A 20,687-nucleotide genomic window follows, 5' to 3' on the forward strand; every position below is an offset into this window, starting at 1 on the left:
TTTAAAGATAAAGCCTGTAAATTTTACAGGCTTTTTTTATGTTTAAATGTAATAGAATGTTAACATTGATTGTCTTTATAATAGAGGCAGACAAAGAGCTGCAGCATGCCAATACTTCAATTCAACAGCGTTTGATCCAAGTATGGGCATAAGAAACAGACACGTGTAAATTTTTCAATAAGATCAGTTTTTAATTACGTTTTGTTTCTTAGGTCAGTAATTAAAAACAAAAAACCTCCGGAGCTCCGGAGGTTTGATTTTTTATAGTGTTTTGAACTGTTCCAGTGTTCTGATATCGTTTTCGAAGAACATTCTGATGTCACTCATCTGGTAAAGAAGCATCGTGATTCTTTCAATTCCCATTCCGAATGCATATCCTGAATATTTTTCAGAATCAATATTCACATTTTTCAGTACGGCAGGGTCTACCATTCCGCAACCCATGATTTCCAGCCATCCTGTTCCTTTCGTAATTCTATAATCTGTTTCAGAGTTTAATCCCCAATACACATCAATTTCAGCACTTGGCTCTGTGAACGGGAAGAAAGAAGGTCTCATTCTGATTTTAGATTTTCCGAAAAGTTCAGTGGTAAAAAACTGAATTGTCTGCTTCAAATCTGCAAAGCTTACATTCTCATCAATATATAATCCTTCAATCTGATGGAAGATACAGTGAGAACGTGAAGAAATTGCTTCATTTCTGAAAACTCTTCCCGGAGATAAAATTCTGATTGGCGGCTGGTTTTCTTCCATATAACGGGTTTGTACAGAAGAAGTGTGCGTTCTTAAAAGAATATCAGGATTCTGCTCAATAAAGAAGGTGTCCTGCATATCTCTTGCCGGATGGTATTCCGGAAGGTTAAGCGCCGTAAAGTTATGCCAGTCGTCTTCAATCTCTGGGCCGTCTGCCACAGCAAATCCAATCGATTTGAAGATTTCAATGATTCTGTTTTTTACAAGATTGATCGGATGTCTTGATCCCAATTCCAATGGAAAAGCGGGTCTTGTAAGATCTTCTTTTTCAACCACAACAGAAGATTCTGAAGCATTTTTCAAATCCTCCAGTTTTACAGCAACTGCCTGTTTTAATGTGTTGATCTTTTGTCCGAATTCTTTCTTCTGGTCATTAGGAACTTCTTTAAATTTTTCAAAAAAATCATTCAGAACCCCTTTTTTACCGTTGTACTTGATTCGGAAGCTTTCGATATCTTCCTTAGAGGTAGCATTGAAGCCGTTTACTTCTACCAGTAGTTCTTCTATCTTTTCTATCATTATTTTACCCTTTCAAAATGTTTTGCAAAAATACGATTTTAAGTTGAATAATAAGTCTGTCAAAAAAAAATCTGCCTCTTTTTCGGGAGGCAGACTTCAATCACTTATTTCACTTAAATAAAAAAATTATTTCTTTTCTAAAGCTTTAACGCTGATCTGAAGAGTCACCTCGTCTTTAATCACGCCGTTTTCAGCAGGAGCCTGGAACTTTACTCCAAACTCTTCTCTTTTAATATCTTTCGGCTCAGTAGCTACACTCACCTCTCCTTCTTTCACAGAAACATTAGCTTTAAACTGAACGGGTTTTGTAATTCCTTTAATGGTTAAATTACCATCCAAAAGAGTATTGTAATCACCTTCTGTAGCCGGAGTAACCTTTGTAATCTCATAAGAAGCTGTCGGGAATTTTTCAACTTCAAAGAAATCACCGCTCTTCAGGTGGCCATTTAATTTTCCTAAATCTTCCGGGCTGTCTTTCAAATCCACAGAAGTTAAAGAGTTCATATCAGCAACGAATTTTCCGCTTTCCAGTTTTCCGTCTTTCACCGTCACATCTCCGCTTTCAAACCTGATTGTTCCAAAATGACTTGTATTCTCAGATTTAAAAACTTTATATCCCTTCCATTCAACCTTACTGTTTAGCGTATCCAAAGTGAACTGACTACCTTCTTTAGTAGTCGTCACCTCATTACTCTCACTGGTAAGCGGTTTGTCTTTTTTACAAGAAACCATCACAGCAGCAAAAAATAATGCAGGAATAGCTAACGAAAACAGTTTTTTTCTCATTTTTGATTTATTTTTATTAGTTCCGCTAATATAATAAAAAAAATTGTGTTTTCATAAAAACCTTACATTTGTAATATGCTATTAGAAATAAACAATTTATTTTTCGCTCACAACAAAGAAAATCCCCTGTTTCAGAACCTTAACCTAAGGTTTGAAGAAAACAGAATTATAGCTCTTGCCGGAGAAAGCGGATGTGGAAAATCTACTCTTCTTAACCTTATTTATGGTCTTCTGGATTGGGAAAACGGAGACATTATTTTTAACGGAACAAAGCTTTTGGGACCGAAAGGAAATCTTGTTCCCGGAGAACCGGAAATGAAATTCGTAGCACAGAATTTTGACCTTATGCCTTACGCCACAGTTGCCGAAAACGTAGGAAAGTTTATTTCAAATATCAATTTAAAGCAAAAAAAAGAAACCGTTGCCGAACTTCTTGAAGTAGTAGGTCTTCAGGAATTCGCTAACGTACTTCCCAAATATTTAAGTGGCGGACAGCAGCAGAGAGTGGCTATTGCGAGAGCATTATCTGTACTTCCAAAGCTTCTTATTTTAGACGAACCATTCAGTAATCTGGATTTTCCGAGAAAAATTGAGCTTAGAGAGAGACTTTTCAGATATGTAAAACAGCATGGAGTTTCTTTGATTATTTCCACTCATGAGCTTCAGGATATTATGCCATGGCTGGATCAGATTGTCATTTTACAGAATGGAAGACTGATTCAAAATGAAAGTCCTGAAGAAACGTATAGAAATCCTTACAATTCTTATGTAGCCAAATTATTCGGAGAAGTGAACATTTTCAGTGAAGCTGAAGCTGAAGATTTCCAGATTTCCAAATTATCCTATTATCCTAAAGAAATCAAAATCACCGAAACTGGTCTTAAAGCGGAAGTTCTGGAAAGTAGATTTGCAGGCAACTATTACTGGAATAAACTAAGAGCAAAAGAGAAAGAACTTGTGGTTTATACGGATGAGAAAATATCAGGAACAACGTATATTTCTTTTGTTTAAAGGCTCTATTGCAAAAGAGTAAAATTGCACAGCAAATTCATCATTTTACCCTTTCGCTATTTCACGCATAACTTATACATTCACTTACACTTATCCATAAAAAAAATACAAATATAAGAATCCGTTATTCAAACTTTTTCTTACATTTGTATCTCCAAAGCTTAAGGAAATTTTTGGTTATTTCTCTTTCTGCCTTCCAGACGGACATTAGCAATCTTGCAATTAAGTCTTATGAAAGATTACACTGTCCAATTTTTTCCTTTTCTTATTTTTAGGACATAAAAAACGGAGTTTTCTTACGCTTTCTTTACAAATTCTGATTTAAGAGCCATCGCCCCGAAACCATCAATTTTGCAGTCAATATTATGATCACTTCCCGGTCTCAGACGGATATTTTTTACTTTAGTTCCCGCTTTTACCGGTTTTGGAGCTCCTTTTACAGGAAGATCTTTTACTACTACTACAGAATCTCCATCCTGAAGTTCATTTCCGTTTGAATCCAATATTTTCCCTTCATTTGCGGTTTCAGAAGCTGCTTCTACCGGATCCCATTCATAGAAGCACTGGGAACATACCATCATATTATCGCTTGGGTAGGTAAACTCAGAGCTGCATTTTGGACAAAGTACTGTATCACTCATATTTTTATTTTTTACAAAGGTAGAGCTTTTTGGAGGTTGAAGTCAAGAGATAAAGTTCAGTATAGTAGATAATAAGCGCACGTTAACTTTACACAATACCGTGAATTAATATAAATTAAATAAACTTGCTGCAAAGAAAATAAAGTATAGTAATGAACAGTGTACATTTTGCTAGCAAATATTTTTCATCAGGCAAAAAACATAGGTTTATTCATTCTAAGTGAAAGGCCATCGTCAACAAATAAAAAATATAAATATTCGGAAAATCTTTACAAATTCAGAATTAAAATTTATTTCTATCATTTAAAAAATCAATAAACAGATTGACTTTACATCAATAATATTAGATTACATTACTCTCTCTCACTATAAACTCCTCCAATTCTCAAACTCATCAACTCAATCTTCAACTCTCAATTAAAAGTCGTATTTTTGCAGATTCAAACAGCGAAGCAAACTTATGGAACTTATTCACAGAAACTTGGCAATCGGAATTCACGATGCCCTACAGGAGACATTTTTTGAGAAAAACAAATATGCAGATAAAGTTATTGAAAGACTTTTAAAAGCAAACAGAAAATGGGGAAGCCAGGACAGAGCCGTTGTTTCTGAAATTTTTTACAATATTATCCGTTGGAAAAAACGCCTCGAATACTATATGGGTGAAGGTGTAAAACCCAACAATATCTATAAATTGATCATTGCGTATTTACTTTGGAGCAAAACCAATTATAAAAAGTTTGAAGAATTTGACGGAATCAAAATTGCCGATATTCTTACCAAACTTAAAAAGAATACAGTTCCTACAAAAGCAATAGAATACTCTATTCCTGAATGGCTGGCTGAAACGCTTGAAAAGGAAATAGGTGCCAACTGGGAAAGGGAAATGGCTGCTTTGAATGAGCAGGCTCCTACAGTTTTAAGAGCAAACTCTTTAAGAACAACGCCCAAAGAGCTGATCTCTGACCTTGCTGATGAAGGAGTTGTTTCCTACCCTATTAAAAACTATCCTGATGCTGTTCAGCTGGAAGAAAAGAAAAATGTATTCCTTACTACCGCTTTCAAAGAAGGATTATTTGAAGTTCAGGATGCTTCTTCTCAGAAAATCGGATATTTCCTTGATGTGCAGGAAGGACAAAGAGTGGTAGATGCTTGTGCAGGTGCAGGAGGGAAAACTCTTCACTTGGCAGCATTAATGAAAAACAAAGGGCAAATTGTAGCATTAGACATCTTCGAATGGAAACTTGCCGAATTGAAACGCCGTGCCAAAAGAGCTGGAGCCCACAATATTGAAACCCGTATGATTTCTGACAACAAAGTAATCAAACGTCTTCACGAAAAGGCAGACAGACTTCTGATTGATGCTCCATGTTCAGGTCTTGGAGTTTTAAAAAGAAACCCGGACAGTAAGTGGAAAATTGATCAGGATTTTATTGACAGAATTAAAAAAGAACAGCAGCAAATCCTTCAGGACTATTCTAAAATGCTTAAAAAAGGAGGAAAAATGGTATATGCTACCTGTTCTATCCTTCCATCAGAAAATAATCTTCAGGTAGATGAATTCATCAAAAACAATCCTGGTTTCAAGATGATTAAAGATGAAAAGGTAATGCCTAGTCAAGGCTATGACGGATTCTACATGGCTTTAATTGAGAGAATTTCTTAATCTAACCCCTGTTACAATATAAAAACTACTCTACTTTTAGAGTAGTTTTTTTGTTTTTAAAATCTTCATGGAAAAAAATGTAACAATTTTTGTAACACTTCAACTTTATTGTCTACTAACTATATAGATTAAACCGGTTTGATGCTGTGGAAAGTTTAGAATAACTTTGCAGCAAACTCATTATTTATGCATACAAGAATTGTTTTCAATTTTCTGGCTGTTTTCTTATACTGTCTGTTTTCTGCACAGACGTATGAAATTCAGTACACAAGTTCTTATAATGGAAAACCGGTAACCGATCAACCCTCTACTATCATTTGGGTTAATGAAAAAGAAAATTTCATTCTCAACAACACGATCAAAGAACAAAAAAGCAGCTACCCTTATGAGATCACCAAAGTAGAAAAACCTTCTAACACCGTTGTTTCTTATGCTTTTTTAAAACCGGGATCCATTATTTCCGCATCAGATGCAGAGTCTGTGGGAAAACAGGATTTTGAACTCACTAATGAAACCAAAAAAATCTTAGGATATAACTGTAAAAAAGCAGTTACAAAAGTCAATTCAAATACAATTGAGGTTTGGTATACGAATGATCTGAAGCTTAAAGGCGGGCCTTCTGTTTTAGGACAGAATTTAGGATTGGTTCTGGAAGTGGAAAGAAATAAAAACTCCTTAATTACAGCAGGTTCAATCAAAAAAATTAAAAATACCGGAATTGAAAATATTCTAAAAGGAAATATACAGACAACAGATCAGCTGGGATATAAAGATCTACTTTGGAAAAGCAGATTTACCACTTTGACTGTTTTTGACAATGAAACCATCAATTTCTCTGATGCTTCAAAATCTGACGATCAGATTAAAAGATACGCTAACGGAACCATCATCCTAAAAAAAGTAAAATTCCCTGCCATCACAGAAGGAGAAAATATTTTCGTTGAACTGAAACAACAGTCCAATGGAGATGCCTATGACAGAACCGGAACCGTGTTTTTCATTCCACAGGATAAAGAAAAGTCTTTTTTTGACGGATTGGAAAAAGGAGCAAAAACTCTTCCTGCCTACGAAAATGGAAACGGAAAACAATATTACGGAGTAACGGTTACCGACACTTACAATCCCGCTATGGAAATGATGAGATTCTTTACCGCTTTTGGCATTCAGAAGTTCAATCATATTCAGCTTAAAGGAAAAAACTGGCAGACTATAAGCCCCTACAGACAGGATATCACAGAACTGAAACCTGCTCTATCAGGAAAAGAGCTTTGGATAGGAACATTTATTGGCAACTACGATAAAGGAGGACATAAAGTGAGCCTTGATATTACCATACATAAAAGCGATCAAAATATTTATAAAAACAATATCGCTATTCCTTTATTTAACACCTTAAATATTATGGAAATGGCAGGACAGGACTACTCTACCATGTTCAATCAGGACAAAGGACTTCTTGTTAGTTTCACTTTAAACAAAGACGTGAAAAATGCACAGCTAAGATACACCACAACAGGACATGGCGGCTGGGAAAACGGAGACGAATTTGTTCCGAAGGCCAATTCTATTTCGGTTGACGGAAATCCTGTGTTTTCATTTGTACCATGGAGAACAGACTGTGGCTCGTACCGTTTATATAATCCGGCTTCAGGAAACTTCCAGGACGGACTTTCCTCATCAGACCTCAGCAGATCCAACTGGTGCCCGGGAACGGTTACCAATCCGAACTTTATTCCTTTGGGAGATTTGAAAGCAGGAAAACATACGATTCAGGTAAAAATTCCACAGGGGCCTACCGAAGGCACAAGCTTCAGTTCATGGAATGTCTCGGGAACGTTACTGGGAGTTCAATAAAAACAAAACCTTCTTGCATGAGAATTGCAAGAAGGTAAAAACACAAATGATGAAAAAAAATTATTTCGAGCCACAAAGTAAGGGGTAAAATTTATATAATTAATTACCATAGATTAATAAATATGTCATTTTTATTTCGTATAGAAGTTTTTCTATTTTCAGCTCAACGAAAAAAATTAATCAAACACCTGCTAATTTCAACAAATAGTTAAAATTTTTAACTTTAAAATATTAATTGATTAAAATTTTTCGTATTTAAATATTTTTTATTGTCATTTATAAACATCACCCATACATTTGTTCCATAAATAATAAGAAATCATGTGTGGAATTGTATGTTTATTTGACGCCAAACAAAAAACTGAAGTATTAAGACCTCAGGTATTGGAAATGTCAAAAAGGATCCGTCATAGAGGACCGGACTGGAGTGGAGTTTTTCAGGACGAGAAAGTAATTTTTTCTCATGAAAGACTTGCCATTGTAGATCCTACCTCCGGAAAACAACCTTTATTTACAAAAGACGGAAAAGTAGTATTAGCTGTAAACGGTGAAATCTATAACCATAGAGAACTCAAAGAAGAATTTCCGGATTATGAGTTTCAGACTCAGTCGGACTGTGAAGTGATCCTTGCACTTTACAGAAAATACGGAAAAGATTTCGTAGAGAAATTAAACGGAATTTTCGCATTCGCATTATATGATACTGAAAATGACATTTACCTTATCGCCCGTGATCACATGGGAATCTGTCCACTTTATCAGGGCTGGGATAAAAACGGAAACTACTATGTTGCTTCAGAATTAAAAGCTTTTGAAGGCATCTGTAAAAAAATAGATACCTTCTTGCCAGGACATCTGATGTACAGCCCGGACGGAGCTGAACTTCAGCAATGGTATACAAGAGACTGGGATAGCTTTGATCATATAAAAGAAAATACAACAGACATCTCAAAACTCAGAAAAGGTCTTGAAGACGCTGTTCACAGACAGCTGATGAGTGATGTTCCTTATGGAGTACTTCTTTCCGGAGGTTTAGACTCATCTGTTATTTCAGCAATTACTGCAAAATTTGCCCGCCAGAGAGTTGAAAGTGGTGATACACAGGAAGCATGGTATCCAAGGCTTCACAGCTTTGCAGTAGGATTGGTTGGTTCTCCCGATCTGGCCGCCGCTCAAAAAGCTGCAGAACACATCGGATCTGTTCACCATGAAGTTAATTTTACCGTTCAGGAAGGACTGGATGCAATACGTGATGTCATTTATCACCTTGAAACTTATGATGTAACGACTATCAGAGCATCTACCCCAATGTATCTTTTAGCAAGAGTCATCAAATCTATGGGGATTAAAATGGTTCTTTCAGGAGAAGGTTCTGATGAATTGTTCGGAGGATATTTATATTTCCACAAAGCTCCTAACGCAAAAGAATTCCATGATGAAACCGTAAGAAAACTGGGTAAACTTCACTTGTATGACTGCTTAAGAGCCAACAAAGCACTGATGAGCTGGGGTATTGAAGGCAGAGTACCTTTCCTTGACAAGGAATTCATGGATATCGCAATGACCATTAACCCACAAGATAAAATGATCAACGCTGCTGAAGGAAAGATTGAGAAATGGGTATTGAGAAAAGCTTTTGAAGATTTACTTCCGGATTCTATTGTCTGGAGACAGAAAGAACAGTTCTCAGATGGTGTAGGATATTCATGGATTGACACTTTAAAAGCAGTTGCTGAGAAAGAAGTCACAGGTGAAATGATGACAAACGCAAAATTCAGATTCCCGCTAAACACACCGCAAAACAAAGAGGAATACCGATACAGAACTATTTTTGAAGAACATTTCCCAAGCGAAACCGCTGCAGCTACCGTTCCTTCGGTTCCATCTGTAGCCTGCTCCACTCCTATTGCTTTAGAATGGGATGAAGCGTTCAAAAAAATGAATGATCCAAGCGGAAGAGCTGTGAAGGTGCATGAAACTTCGTATTAGAGAGGTATGTTGATGAATAGTCAATCATCAATCCTCTGTGCTTGTGAATTTGTTGCGTGATTCGGGGTTTCGAGATTATGAGTTTAATATTCACTTGCAAAGCAAAAATTCACTATTGACCATTCACTTGTAAAGCAAGATTCGTTATTGACATGTATATTTTTCTCATTCAAACATTTAACTCCCTCAGTTATAATTTATCAATCCTGTAGCAATACAGGATTTTTTCTTGAATTAACGATAATAATATAGCATAATTTAACTCACAATCCAAAATAATATCTAATAAATAATTATATTTGGAAAACGAAAATATCAATTATAAAAAAATGAGAAGAAACCTTACTGTTTTATTTGTCTTATTATCCATAAGTTTTGCTTTTGGACAGGGAAAATACGGCAAATATCTGAATTCAAAAAAGCTTGCTTTGGCTTATAAGAGTGTGAAAGATGCAGATAAAGATGACTACTATCAACAATTCTACTGGCTTGTAAAAGCAGAGCAGCTGAAAACGTATCCTCACCTTAAGGATATAAAACCTATCGTTTTATATGAGTTTGTAAAATATGTAAATCCTCAGAATCCAACGAAAAAACTTGATGCAAGAGGTAAAGAATTGAGAGCAACTGCAGAATTATCTTTGAATCAATATTTTAAAAATAAGAATTTCGAAAACAATTCTGTTTTGATGTATAACCTTGAAACGTATGTAGATCCTTCTAAAGGACAATTCTACACAAAAGTAGACCCTGAAAAGATTAAAGAACTGGTTCCGAAAGAACTGTTTGCTTTCAACTCATTCAACAGAAATATAGGAGAAGAAAAAACGTATTATCTTTGGGTAGATAAGAAAAAAGATGATCTGAACATTGTAGATATCATTCCTAGCGAAAAAGATGACAAAGCTTTCTATACAAGACTGAAACAATATCTTCCAAGCTACAAGTTTTCGAAATATGTACCTTCTGTAAAAAAAGGAAACAAATCTGATAAAACAGACATCGAATACTACTACATCATGCCGTTTGAACAGAATACCGATAACATCGAATACAAAACAAAGGATTTCAAAACATTCACTTTAAGCCAGTACAGAAAAGCCGGTGACGAATGGAAGGGAGTAGAAAAACCTAGAAAATAAATCAAAAAGTCCTGTGAAATCTCGCAGGACTTTTTTAATTTTATATGGATTTCTTTATCTAAGGATCAACCTGCTTAAAGCAAGCAGGCTATTCATATAAAAATAAGTCTGGAAGTTTTCGTACTCTCCAGCCTAAAACCAAATGACAGAAGCAAACACACAACAGACATCCATTAAGAAAATACTTCCCCTGATTCTGGCTACCGCTATTTTTATGCAGATGCTGGATTCTACCATTCTGAATACTTCCCTGCCCTCCATTGCAAAAGACCTGAAAGAATCTCCGCTTAATATGCAGAATGCTATCATCAGTTATGTTCTCACATTAGCGGTTTTCATGCCTGCAAGCGGTTTTTTGGCAGATCGTTTTGGAACAAAAAAGGTATTTATATTTTCGTTAGTACTATTCAGTTTAGGCTCGTTGTTTTGCTCCATGTCTCAAAATCTTACACATTTGGTTATTTCAAGGGTAATTCAGGGTGTTGGAGGAAGTTTAATGACTCCTGTTGGAAAACTGGCCTTAATCAAAACATTTGATAAAAATGAACTGCTCAAAGCCATGAATTTCGCTATTATCCCTGCACTTATCGGACCTGTACTGGGACCTTTAGTCGGAGGCTATATGGTTGATTATCTTTCGTGGCACTGGATCTTCCTGATTAACATTCCCATTGGTTTCTTAGGAATTATTTTAGGATTAAAATTTATGCCCAATTACAAATCCGATGATGTTGATTTTGATTTAAAAGGATTTTTAATTTTCGCAGCAGCTTCTCTCCTTCTTTCTGTTTCCCTGGAACTTTTTGGAGATATGCAGAATATCACTCCGGTTCTTGTCGTGTTTATCCTTGGTTTCTTATTCCTTTATTATTACTACAAACATGCTAAAAAAGGGGGACATCCTATTTTTCCTCTAAACTTGTTTCAGGTAAGAACTTTCAGAGTTGGTATTGTAGGAAATCTAGCCACAAGATTGGGAATCAGCTCTGTTCCGTTACTGCTTCCGCTGATGATTCAGATTGCTTATAAACAGTCAGCCGTAACTTCGGGCTGGATTATTGCTCCAATGGCTTTAACCGCTATCTTCGGAAAATCATCAGTTATTAAAATTTTAGATAAATACGGCTATCGCCAGACTTTGATGGTGAATACATTCATTATCGGAACACTCATCTGTCTTCTTGCCATCCCTGATATACATACTTCTTTATATTGGTTTGTTCCCATTATTGCAGTATTAGGTTTTTTCAACTCTATACAGTTCACCTCTATGAACACTATTTCTATCGCTGACTTGAGAAATTTCCAGACCAGCAGCGGTAACTCTTTAATTTCGGTGAATCAACAGCTCGCCATCGGTTTCGGAATTGCATTCGGATTGATTGTTTTAAAATTATTTGAAAACACAGATCTTATTAATGGAGAAATTCACAATGCATTCCGGTATACCTTCCTTACCGTAGGAATTTTAACGATTTTATCAGGATTTGTTTTCAGAAGACTGCATATCTCAGATGGAAAGAATATGAAATCAAAAGAAGATTAAGCAAATCAAATCATAATTTCACTTTCTCATCTCCTCTGTATTTAACAGTTGCTACGAACTTAACACAGATCAATGCTTTTCGCATAGAACAATGGTAATTTTGTTTACATAAATCAACAATGTGATGGCAACTAAAAAAATAGAAATCGTAGTATCTCCAAAACCTGCGCACTTTGTAGGCGACGGATTCAGGGTTCACAATTTCATTCCGGGAGTACCCGGATTGGATATGAAAAGAATGGACCCGTTCATTATGCTTGATTACAATTCAAAATTTCATTTCAATGGATCAGATACTCCAAGAGGTGTCGGAGTACATCCGCACAGAGGTTTTGAAACCGTAACCATAGCTTATAGCGGAAAAGTAGAGCATCATGACAGTGCTGGTGGTGGTGGCGTTATTGGAGAGGGAGATGTACAGTGGATGACCGCCGCAAAAGGTGTTCTTCATAAAGAATATCATGAAACCGAATGGGCAAAAGAAGGAGGCATCTTTCAGATGGTTCAGCTTTGGGTGAACCTTCCTGCAAAAGATAAAATGAGCTGCCCAAAATACCAGGCTATTGAAAACTCTAAAATGGAAAGAGTTGATCTGGGTGAAAATGGTTCTGTAGAAGTGATTGCCGGAGAATACAATGGTCATAAAGGACCCGCCAGTACTTTCACGCCGGTTCATATGATGAATGCAAAACTTAAGGCAGGGGGAAAAGCAGAATTTAATTTCCCGGCTCATTTCAATACTGCAGCTTTAGTGATTGAAGGGAATGTGATTATTAATGGAGAAGAAACTGTTAAAGCAGATCATTTTGCTTTATTTAAAAATGAAGGGGAAACGTTCACTATAGAAGCAAAAGAAGATGCTGTTGTTTTAATCATCAGTGGAGAACCTATTAACGAACCTATTTATCCTCATGGGCCTTTCGTAATGAATTCAAGAGAAGAAATTATGCAGGCTTTCGAAGATTTTAATACCGGAAAATTCGGATACCTGGAAGATTAAAAGAATTAAATTTATCTTAATCTTCAATTATTCCTTTTTTTATTAACTTTATATAATGGCAAACCTTATAGGTTTTAAAAACCTATAAGGTTTAATTATCTTAATGATTAATTTCCTATTTTACAGGAAGCCATACACCCTTAGTACAAATATTATGAAACCAGAATTTGAAAATACACCTCTTGTAAAAGCAGAAAAAAGATTCGAAATAGAGTTCAACGGACATTATGCATTTATAGACTACCGTGAAACCACACATCAGATTTCTTTAATCCATACGGAAGCAGAGCCGGAACTGGCCGGAACAGGTGCAGCAGCTGCCGTAGTAGAGAAAACACTTAATTATATTGAAGAAAGTGGAAAAAAACTTCTTCCATTCTGTCCTTATGTTTTCGCTTTTATCAGGAAAAATCCTGAATGGAAACGCATTGTGGATGAGAGATTTGAAGGATACGACAAGCTTTAAACCTCATCAGCAATTATCAATTTATTTAAATAACATCTTAAAAAGTATCACATCACCATGTCAAATATTGGACTTATTATAGAAGAAAAATCAGCAGATATCGGAAATTTTCTGGTAGGAAGACTTCTTCCTTTCCGTGAGAAAAGAGCGGTTGGCCCTTTTGTGTTTATTGACCATATGGGACCTTCAGAATTAAAAGATTATCAGAATCTTGATGTTCCGCCCCATCCGCATATTGGTTTATCTACGTTAACATATCTGTTGGAAGGTTCTATTTTCCACAGAGACAGCCTTGGAAGCGCTATAGAAATTAAACCGGGCGCTGTCAACTGGATGACTGCCGGAAAAGGGGTTGTACATTCAGAAAGAACACCTGAATATTTAAGACACAGTGATAAAAGACTTCACGGATTCCAGATCTGGGTAGGTCTTCCAAAGCATCTTGAACAGTCTGAGCCTACTTTTCACCATATTGAAGCAGATGAGATTCCGGTTTGGGAAGAAGATGGTATTCAGTATAAATTAATTGCTGGAGAAGCATTTGGAAGAACATCTGCAGTTCCGGTACACAGCAAGTTATTTTTCATTGAGATCAAAACAAAAGAAGCTAAGAAAATAAGCATCGGGAAAGATCTTTATGGAGAAGCAGCCATGTATGTTCTGGATGGAACGGTGACCACAGAAGGAAATTCTTATGGTTCAAAACAGTTGATGATTGCTAAAGACACTAAGCTTTGCGAATTCGAGATGAGTGAAAACGGAACGGTTTATCTTTTCGGTGGCGAGCCATTCGATGAGGAACGTTTTATCTTCTGGAATTTCGTAAATTCTGATAAGGAATTAATTGACCAGGCAAAAGTAAACTGGAATGACCAGAATCACGAAGCATTTCCTTTGGTTCCGGGCGATGAAAACGAATATGTCCCGCTTCCTAAAGCTATTTTAAACAGAAAATAATTTCAGCTCAGATTAACATGAAAATATTAGCATTTGCCGGAAGTACATCTTCCATTTCGATTAACAGAGAACTGGTCAAGTTTGTTCTGAAAGATTTTCAGGATGAGGAAATCAACCTGATAGACCTCAACGATTACACCATGCCCGTTTTCTCTGTAGACCTTGAAAAGAAAGGGTTTCCGGATGAAGCCCATCAGTTTTTAAAAGCGATTGAAGAATGTGATGTGATTATATGCTCTCTTGCAGAACACAACCGTTCTTACAGTTCCGCTTTTAAGAATGTTTTTGACTGGTCTTCAAGGATCAATGTAAAAGTATTTCAAAATAAACCAATGCTTCTGATGAGCACTTCTCCCGGAGGTTATGGCGGTGGAAATGTAATGAATACGGCAAAAACATTTTTCCCACAGTTTGCAGCAGATATCAAAGATACTTTTTCATTACCGAAGTTTTACGAAAATTTCGATCTGGAAAGCGGAGTCATCAATCCGGATATGCTAAGCGAACTGAAGGGCAAAATACAGAACTTTAAAAATCAGGTACAATAAATGACTAAAGGAAGACTGGAAGCATTCAGTGATGGTGTTCTTGCTATTATCATCACGATTATGGTACTTGAGCTGAAAGTACCGGAAGGAAATAGCTGGACAAGCCTCAAGCCTCTCCTTCCTAAGTTTCTGGCTTATATTTTCAGCTTTATCTATGTAGGAATCTACTGGAACAATCATCATCATCTGTTTCAGACTGTAAAGAAAGTAAATGGAAGTATCCTTTGGGCTAATCTTCACGTTCTGTTCTGGCTTTCCCTGATGCCTGTAGCTACAGAGTGGATTGGAACTACGAATTTCGCCAAGAATCCTGTTGCAGTTTATGGTATCGGGCTTATCATGTCCGCCATTGCTTATACCATTCTGGAGCATGTCATCATCCGGTGCGAGGGAGAAGATTCTAAGCTGAAAGAGGCCATTCATTCAAAATATAAAGAATATATCTCTATTGTATTTTATGTCCTGGGAATCGCTACTTCATTTTTTTATCCTTATATTGCCATAGGTTTTTATTATCTAGTGGCTCTTATATGGCTGATTCCCGACAGAAGAATCGAAAAAACATTAAAAGAAAATTGATATGGAAACACACGAATATCCTAACGGAAACATCACTGTCATCTGGCAGCCTAAAAAATGTATCCATTCTGCCATCTGTGTAAAAACACTTCCAAAAGTCTACAATCCTAAAGACAGACCTTGGATAAAAGCAGAAAACGCAAGTCCTGAAGAACTTAAAAATCAAATAGATCTATGCCCGTCAGGGGCATTAAGTTATCAATTCAATACAGCAAAATAATGGCGGTAACAGTAAAAGCAAATTTAGGAAAAACAAAATATTATACAGAAGTAACTGCCGGAGAAAATACAATCATTACGGATGAACCGATTGATAAAGGCGGACAGAATAAAGGTCTTAATCCCATGGAAATTCTGGCTACGTCACTGGCAAGCTGTACAGCAGCTACATTGAGAATGTATATTGAAAGAAAGGAATGGGATGTGGAAAACATCAATGTAGAAGTAGAGCTTGAAAATTTCCCATTAACCAAAAGAGCAGTTTTCAAAAGAGACATCAGTTTTGATGGTATTCTGGATGACGAGCAGTGTAAAAGACTGCACACCATTGCGGATGCATGCCCAGTTCATAAAATATTAACCAACGACATAGAAATACTAACTAAATTCTCATAACATGATCGAAGTAAAACAAAACAACGACGAAAAACACGGAAGTTTTGAAGCTTTCATAGATGGAAGACGCGCAGGAATGATGACCTATACCTGGGCAGGAGAAGAAAGATTTATTATAGACCACACCGAGGTGGAAGAAGCTTACAACGGAAAAGGCGTAGGCAAGGAAATGCTTCTGGCAGCTGTAGATTTTGCCAGAAAAAATGATAAGAAGATTATTCCCCTCTGCCCTTTTGCTAAGGCAAGTTTCCAGAAAAGTGAGGAACTTCAGGATGTTTTAGTGAATTAGTCACTGTATTCTAACCTTACCATACAAACCTTTCAGAGATCATTCTGAAAGGTTTTTGTTTTCAATGGAAAACACTGATTTAAAGCAAATTAATAATTACAACTTGTTTTGAAACTAACAGGATTTCAAATTCATGATTCACGACTGATCTTTTTTATATATTTGCTAAAATTTAAAAATCAAGCATGAATCCAGGAACTATCCTTTTGCTATTTGTTTTCGTCTACTTTATCGGGCTTTTGATCATTTCATATTTCACCAGCCGGAATTCTGATAACCAGTCATTTTTTATCGGTAACAAAAAGAGTAAATGGTGGCTCGTTGCATTTGGGATGATAGGAACCAGCTTAAGCGGGGTTACTTTTATTTCCGTTCCTGGAACGGTAGGAAAGATGACCGACTCCGAATATATCTACGGTGGTTTCGAATATTATATGATGGTAATCGGGTTCTTCATCGGATACTTTATCGTTGCTGCAATATTGCTTCCACTCTATTATAAGATGAATCTGACTTCTATTTATACCTATCTGGGAAAAAGATTCAATGTAGAAGCTCATAAGATTGGCTCTATCTTTTTTATTATTTCAAGGGCAATTGGTGCTACAGCAAGATTATATCTGGTAGTGAATGTCTTACAGATATTCTTGCTTGAAGGTTTGGGAGTTCCGTTTTGGGCAACTTCCCTTGTTCTTTTATTGATGGTGCTTCTGTATACTTTTGAAGGAGGTGTAAAAACCATTGTGATCACAGATACATTGCAGACTTCTTTCATGATCATCAGTCTTGTGGCTTGTATTGCTTATATTTTATCTAACCTGAATTTATCATTCGGTGAAGCTTATACCATTCTTGAACAGAAAAACTATACCCATTTCATCAATTTTGATCCGAATTCCAAAACCTTTTTCCTGAAAACTATTTTGGGCGGAATTTTCATCACCATTGCTATGACAGGTCTTGATCAGGAGATGATGCAGAAAAATATTTCTGTGGACAATCTTCAGAATTCCAAGAAAAACATGCTGACTTTTGCAGGAACACTTCTTATCGTAAACCTTGCCTTCTTATTCCTGGGAGGGTTATTATACCTTTTCGCATTGCAGCACGGAGCAGAATATGGAACGATAAAAGCTGAAACAGTAACCAATATTTTCGGATTTAAAGATGCAGCAGGAAACATTAAAAACGTGATGGGAGACGACCTTTTCCCAGCTTTATCACTTCAGGGGTATTTCCCGATGGCTATTTCCGTTATTTTCATTATCGGACTGATCTCTGCATTATTCCCGTCCGCCGATGGTGCTTTAACGGCTGTAACAAGTTCATATTGTGTAGATTTATTAAACCTTAATGAAGATAAAACCAAAACTGAAAAAGAGAAGAAACGTCTTCGTATGAAAGTGCATTTGACTTTCACTGTGGTTTTCTTTATCCTTATTATGGTTTTCAAAGCATTGAATGACAAATCTATCGTTTATCTGATCATGGAAATTGCAGGATATACTTACGGACCGCTTTTAGGATTGTTCGCCTTTGGAATTTTCACGAAGTTTCAGATTTCAAAAAAGTATTCAATTCTTACGGTGACTCTTTTAGCACCTGTATTGACTTATTTAATCAATATGGCAGTTACAACTTATACAGATTATAAAATCGGGGTTGAACTGATTGTTCTGAACGGACTGCTCACTTTTATAGGCCTTTGGCTGGTAAAAAACAAACAATATTTAAAAGTAGTTTAAATCTTTATAAAAAATAGAAAAAGGCTGTCTTCAATGGAGACAGCCTTTTTTATTGGAATTAACAGAATGGATTATTCTTTAATCCACTTGATTGTTTTCTCTAAATTCTTAGACTTAATCTTGATCAGATAATCTCCCTTAACCAATGAAGATAAGTCAAAAGTACCTGTTTTATCATGGTCCAGTTTATTATCAACCTGAGTAAATACCAATCTTCCGCTTACATCATATACAGTAATATCAAACACTTCATTTGAGTTGGTAAATTTGATATTCAGAAGCCCTTTACTTGGATTAGGATACACCACGAATACATCTTTGTTTACCCCAGCTTCATTTACGCCCAATGTTTGAGTGATCGTAAAGTTGATAGGGTTAATGTTATAGAAAACATTCGTTTCTGCAGCTACCATAATTCTGGCCTGTGTTGTGTTCACGTTTGGAATGGTAATGGTTTCAGAACCATCATTCGGAGTAGAAGCTAAAATCAAAGTAGGATAAGTAAGACCACCATCTGTTGAAAGGTAAATATTAACAGTGGCTGCACTCACTGGAAATGCAGTTGTATTGGCAACATTCCATGTGATAGTCTGGGTAGAATTACCTGCCCAGCTTACTGCCGTAGTAGGAGCTGTTACAGTGAACGGCCCTGAGTTTCCATCAACGGTAATAATAGCATCATCGTTTGAAACACCCGCACAGCCTGCATTATTATCTCTTACCGTCAGTCTGAACTCCATCGTTCTGGCGTAAGATGGTAAAATTTCTCCTTTAGATACTGTGTTATTAATAACGTCTGTAATTTTAGGGAAATATCTGTAAGGAACGGTTACCGGCATAAACGATCTGAATATAGCCGCATTTCCTGTAGGAACATTCCAGTTACTTGCCGGGCCCACATCATTCTGCTCCCAGCAGTATGTAAGTGGATTGTTGTCTATATCTGAAGCAGATCCTTCCAGTCTAAATGGGGTACTCTTAGGGATCGTATAATCACCTCCCGCATTTACAGTAGGAGCAAAATTATTGGAAGGAATAGTCACCTGACATGTTGTTGACTGAACTTTTGTGGTGATAGACTGATATGATTTGGTATGAAAAATGGGAATACTATTATTGGCTAAATTGTTGGTAGTGCCGCAAATTCCCGCATAAGCCATTATTGTAATTCCGCTTCCCGGTTCTACAGCATTGGCTGCACTGCGGTTTCCACTACAACTTCCTGTAGTAGCATTAAAAGTATGCGGACCTCCAAACTGGTGTCCTACTTCATGGGCTACATAATCAATATCGTAAGGATCTCCCACAGGGTTAGGTGAACCCGTGATTCCTCTTCCTTTATTGGTAGTGTTACAGATTACACCTAATCCGGCTAATCCGCCACCTCCGGTACTGAAAGTATGCCCAATATCATAATTGGCATTGCCTATCAATAAATCAATCTGAGTCTGGCTTTCGTCAATTAGTGTATAGGCATCATCATTTCCGTTGAACGGATCTGTAGCAGCATTGGTAAAGACTACATTGGCCTCGTTATCTACTAATACTAATCTTGAAGCAACTTCCTGCTCATACACTCCATTCACTCTGTTTACAGAAGTTACAATGGCAGAAAGTGTTTGAGCAACAGTAGGAGTAGCTGTTCCCGTTGCCGCTACGGCATATTCTCCTGTACATGCAACAGCAAGCCTGAAAACTCTAATTTGAGTTCCTACGCTTGGAGCTGTGGTTTTTTGAGCGTTTTTTTTTCCTAGCGCCGTATCATCCTCATCTTTTACACCACAAGATCTCGGATTTTTATCAATCAGATCACTTTTCTTGTAAATGATATAATTGTTTACATCCAGTTTTGCATAAGGATCAATATAGGTATCACCAGCTACCACAGATTTGATCTGCGCATGGAAACCCAGTTCTGTAAAATCCAGTTTGATAGTGGCATATTTATCATCAATTCCCTGCCCGGTAAAGGTAACAATCTGAGGAAACTGACTGGCTAATCCTGGAGCCATTACTGAAGATTTCCAGATTCTGAATTTTGCTTTCGTACCATCAGGCATTGGCAAAACAATAATTGGAGCGTTATCTTTACGGTCACTGTCTTTCAATTCCGGAACAGAATTAAAATAACTTTTCATTCCAGCTACATCCAATGTGTAGGTCATTGACTTTTCCGGTTGTACTGTCCTGTTTTTAGGATCTGCTTTAATGGACCTCTCACTGATTACCGTAAAAAAGTCCTGGGCTTTCCCGGAGGAAATGGATATCACAAATATCCCCAGATAAAATAATTGTTTAATTTTCATATATAATGGTATGTAATTTTTATTAATTCAAATATTAAGTCCAAAAACTAAATAATATTTAGTTAAATATTAATAATTCAAATATTATAGAATTATAAAATTAGTTAAATTAATTCAATTATTACATATTAAAATTCAAAAAAAGTCCAAATTCAATTACAAAAAAATCAATGATCCGGCTAGGGCAAAGCATTCCATTCAATAAATATTTTTTTCTTTTTTTCCGTAAAATAACTGATTTTATAGGCTTTCCGTTTTGATTATCTTTGGTGTAA

19 protein-coding genes are annotated in these 20,687 nt (G+C 36.4%); 15 read left to right on the top strand and 4 right to left on the bottom strand.

The genetic code is table 11. From position 1 onward, the window contains the following. Positions 1 to 261: 261 nt before the first annotated feature. Positions 262 to 1,272 (bottom strand): phenylalanine--tRNA ligase subunit alpha, encoded by a 1,011-nt coding sequence (locus CLU97_RS22210; protein ID WP_105702599.1) that lies wholly within the window; start codon positions 1,270 to 1,272, stop codon positions 262 to 264. A gap of 126 nt (positions 1,273 to 1,398) precedes the next feature. Beyond that, positions 1,399 to 2,058: a YceI family protein gene (locus CLU97_RS22215; protein ID WP_121490040.1), complete on the bottom strand. Its 660-nt coding sequence runs from the start codon at positions 2,056 to 2,058 to the stop codon at positions 1,399 to 1,401. A 75-nt stretch (positions 2,059 to 2,133) separates the two neighbouring features. On the opposite strand from CLU97_RS22215, the gene CLU97_RS22220 reads away from it, so the two are divergent. Further along, positions 2,134 to 3,069, top strand: a complete 936-nt coding sequence (locus CLU97_RS22220; RefSeq protein ID WP_121490041.1) for a sulfate/molybdate ABC transporter ATP-binding protein — start codon at positions 2,134 to 2,136, stop codon at positions 3,067 to 3,069. A gap of 296 nt (positions 3,070 to 3,365) precedes the next feature. Here the strand turns inward: CLU97_RS22220 and CLU97_RS22225 are convergent, their stop codons facing one another. Then, a complete protein-coding gene (locus tag CLU97_RS22225) occupies positions 3,366 to 3,710 on the bottom strand; it encodes a zinc ribbon domain-containing protein YjdM (protein WP_121490042.1) in 345 nt (114 codons plus the stop codon). A 460-nt stretch (positions 3,711 to 4,170) separates the two neighbouring features. Between CLU97_RS22225 and CLU97_RS22230 the strand changes: the two genes are divergently transcribed. The 14 genes from CLU97_RS22230 (at position 4,171) to CLU97_RS22295 (ending at position 18,106) form a co-directional block, all read left to right on the top strand. Then, complete coding sequence (locus CLU97_RS22230) at positions 4,171 to 5,376, top strand: RsmB/NOP family class I SAM-dependent RNA methyltransferase (protein WP_121490043.1); 1,206 nt, start codon at positions 4,171 to 4,173, stop codon at positions 5,374 to 5,376. A 186-nt stretch (positions 5,377 to 5,562) separates the two neighbouring features. Further along, positions 5,563 to 7,230, top strand: a complete 1,668-nt coding sequence (locus CLU97_RS22235; protein ID WP_121490044.1) for a GLPGLI family protein — start codon at positions 5,563 to 5,565, stop codon at positions 7,228 to 7,230. Positions 7,231 to 7,551: 321 nt separating this feature from the next. Further along, the gene (gene asnB, locus CLU97_RS22240) at positions 7,552 to 9,219 is read left to right on the top strand and encodes an asparagine synthase B (RefSeq protein ID WP_121490045.1); all 1,668 of its coding nucleotides are present in this window, start codon (positions 7,552 to 7,554) and stop codon (positions 9,217 to 9,219) included. A 299-nt stretch (positions 9,220 to 9,518) separates the two neighbouring features. Next, positions 9,519 to 10,361 (top strand): hypothetical protein, encoded by an 843-nt coding sequence (locus tag CLU97_RS22245; protein ID WP_228437908.1) that lies wholly within the window; start codon positions 9,519 to 9,521, stop codon positions 10,359 to 10,361. 142 nt (positions 10,362 to 10,503) lie between these two features. Then, entirely contained in the window at positions 10,504 to 11,907 is a 1,404-nt protein-coding gene (locus CLU97_RS22250; protein ID WP_121490047.1) for an MFS transporter, read from the top strand. 124 nt (positions 11,908 to 12,031) lie between these two features. After that, positions 12,032 to 12,907, top strand: coding sequence for a pirin family protein (locus CLU97_RS22255; protein ID WP_121490048.1), 876 nt, complete (start codon positions 12,032 to 12,034; stop codon positions 12,905 to 12,907). Positions 12,908 to 13,061: 154 nt separating this feature from the next. Then, the gene (locus CLU97_RS22260) at positions 13,062 to 13,373 is read left to right on the top strand and encodes a GNAT family N-acetyltransferase (RefSeq protein WP_121490049.1); all 312 of its coding nucleotides are present in this window, start codon (positions 13,062 to 13,064) and stop codon (positions 13,371 to 13,373) included. Positions 13,374 to 13,430: 57 nt separating this feature from the next. Then, the gene (locus tag CLU97_RS22265) at positions 13,431 to 14,330 is read left to right on the top strand and encodes a pirin family protein (RefSeq protein WP_121490050.1); all 900 of its coding nucleotides are present in this window, start codon (positions 13,431 to 13,433) and stop codon (positions 14,328 to 14,330) included. A 17-nt stretch (positions 14,331 to 14,347) separates the two neighbouring features. Then, positions 14,348 to 14,878 (top strand): NADPH-dependent FMN reductase, encoded by a 531-nt coding sequence (locus CLU97_RS22270; protein WP_121490051.1) that lies wholly within the window; start codon positions 14,348 to 14,350, stop codon positions 14,876 to 14,878. After that, positions 14,879 to 15,457, top strand: coding sequence for a TMEM175 family protein (locus CLU97_RS22275; protein ID WP_121490052.1), 579 nt, complete (start codon positions 14,879 to 14,881; stop codon positions 15,455 to 15,457). It begins immediately after the preceding gene. Position 15,458: 1 nt separating this feature from the next. Next, the gene (locus CLU97_RS22280; RefSeq protein ID WP_121490053.1) at positions 15,459 to 15,677 is read left to right on the top strand and encodes a (4Fe-4S)-binding protein; all 219 of its coding nucleotides are present in this window, start codon (positions 15,459 to 15,461) and stop codon (positions 15,675 to 15,677) included. Continuing rightward, on the top strand, positions 15,677 to 16,072 hold the full coding sequence (locus CLU97_RS22285; RefSeq protein WP_121490054.1) for an OsmC family protein: 396 nt from the start codon (positions 15,677 to 15,679) through the stop codon (positions 16,070 to 16,072). Before CLU97_RS22280 ends, CLU97_RS22285 begins: the two co-directional genes overlap by 1 nt. Position 16,073: 1 nt before the next feature. Continuing rightward, a complete protein-coding gene (locus CLU97_RS22290; RefSeq protein WP_171006298.1) occupies positions 16,074 to 16,361 on the top strand; it encodes a GNAT family N-acetyltransferase in 288 nt (95 codons plus the stop codon). 185 nt (positions 16,362 to 16,546) lie between these two features. After that, positions 16,547 to 18,106: a sodium:solute symporter gene (locus CLU97_RS22295; protein WP_121490055.1), complete on the top strand. Its 1,560-nt coding sequence runs from the start codon at positions 16,547 to 16,549 to the stop codon at positions 18,104 to 18,106. Positions 18,107 to 18,177: 71 nt separating this feature from the next. On the opposite strand, the gene CLU97_RS22300 is transcribed toward CLU97_RS22295, so the two are convergent. Further along, positions 18,178 to 20,412 (bottom strand): reprolysin-like metallopeptidase, encoded by a 2,235-nt coding sequence (locus tag CLU97_RS22300; RefSeq protein ID WP_121490056.1) that lies wholly within the window; start codon positions 20,410 to 20,412, stop codon positions 18,178 to 18,180. Between the last annotated feature and the right edge of the window lie 275 nt (positions 20,413 to 20,687).

Source organism: Chryseobacterium sp. 7 (genome assembly GCF_003663845.1).
Taxonomy (GTDB): Bacteria; Bacteroidota; Bacteroidia; order Flavobacteriales; family Weeksellaceae; genus Chryseobacterium.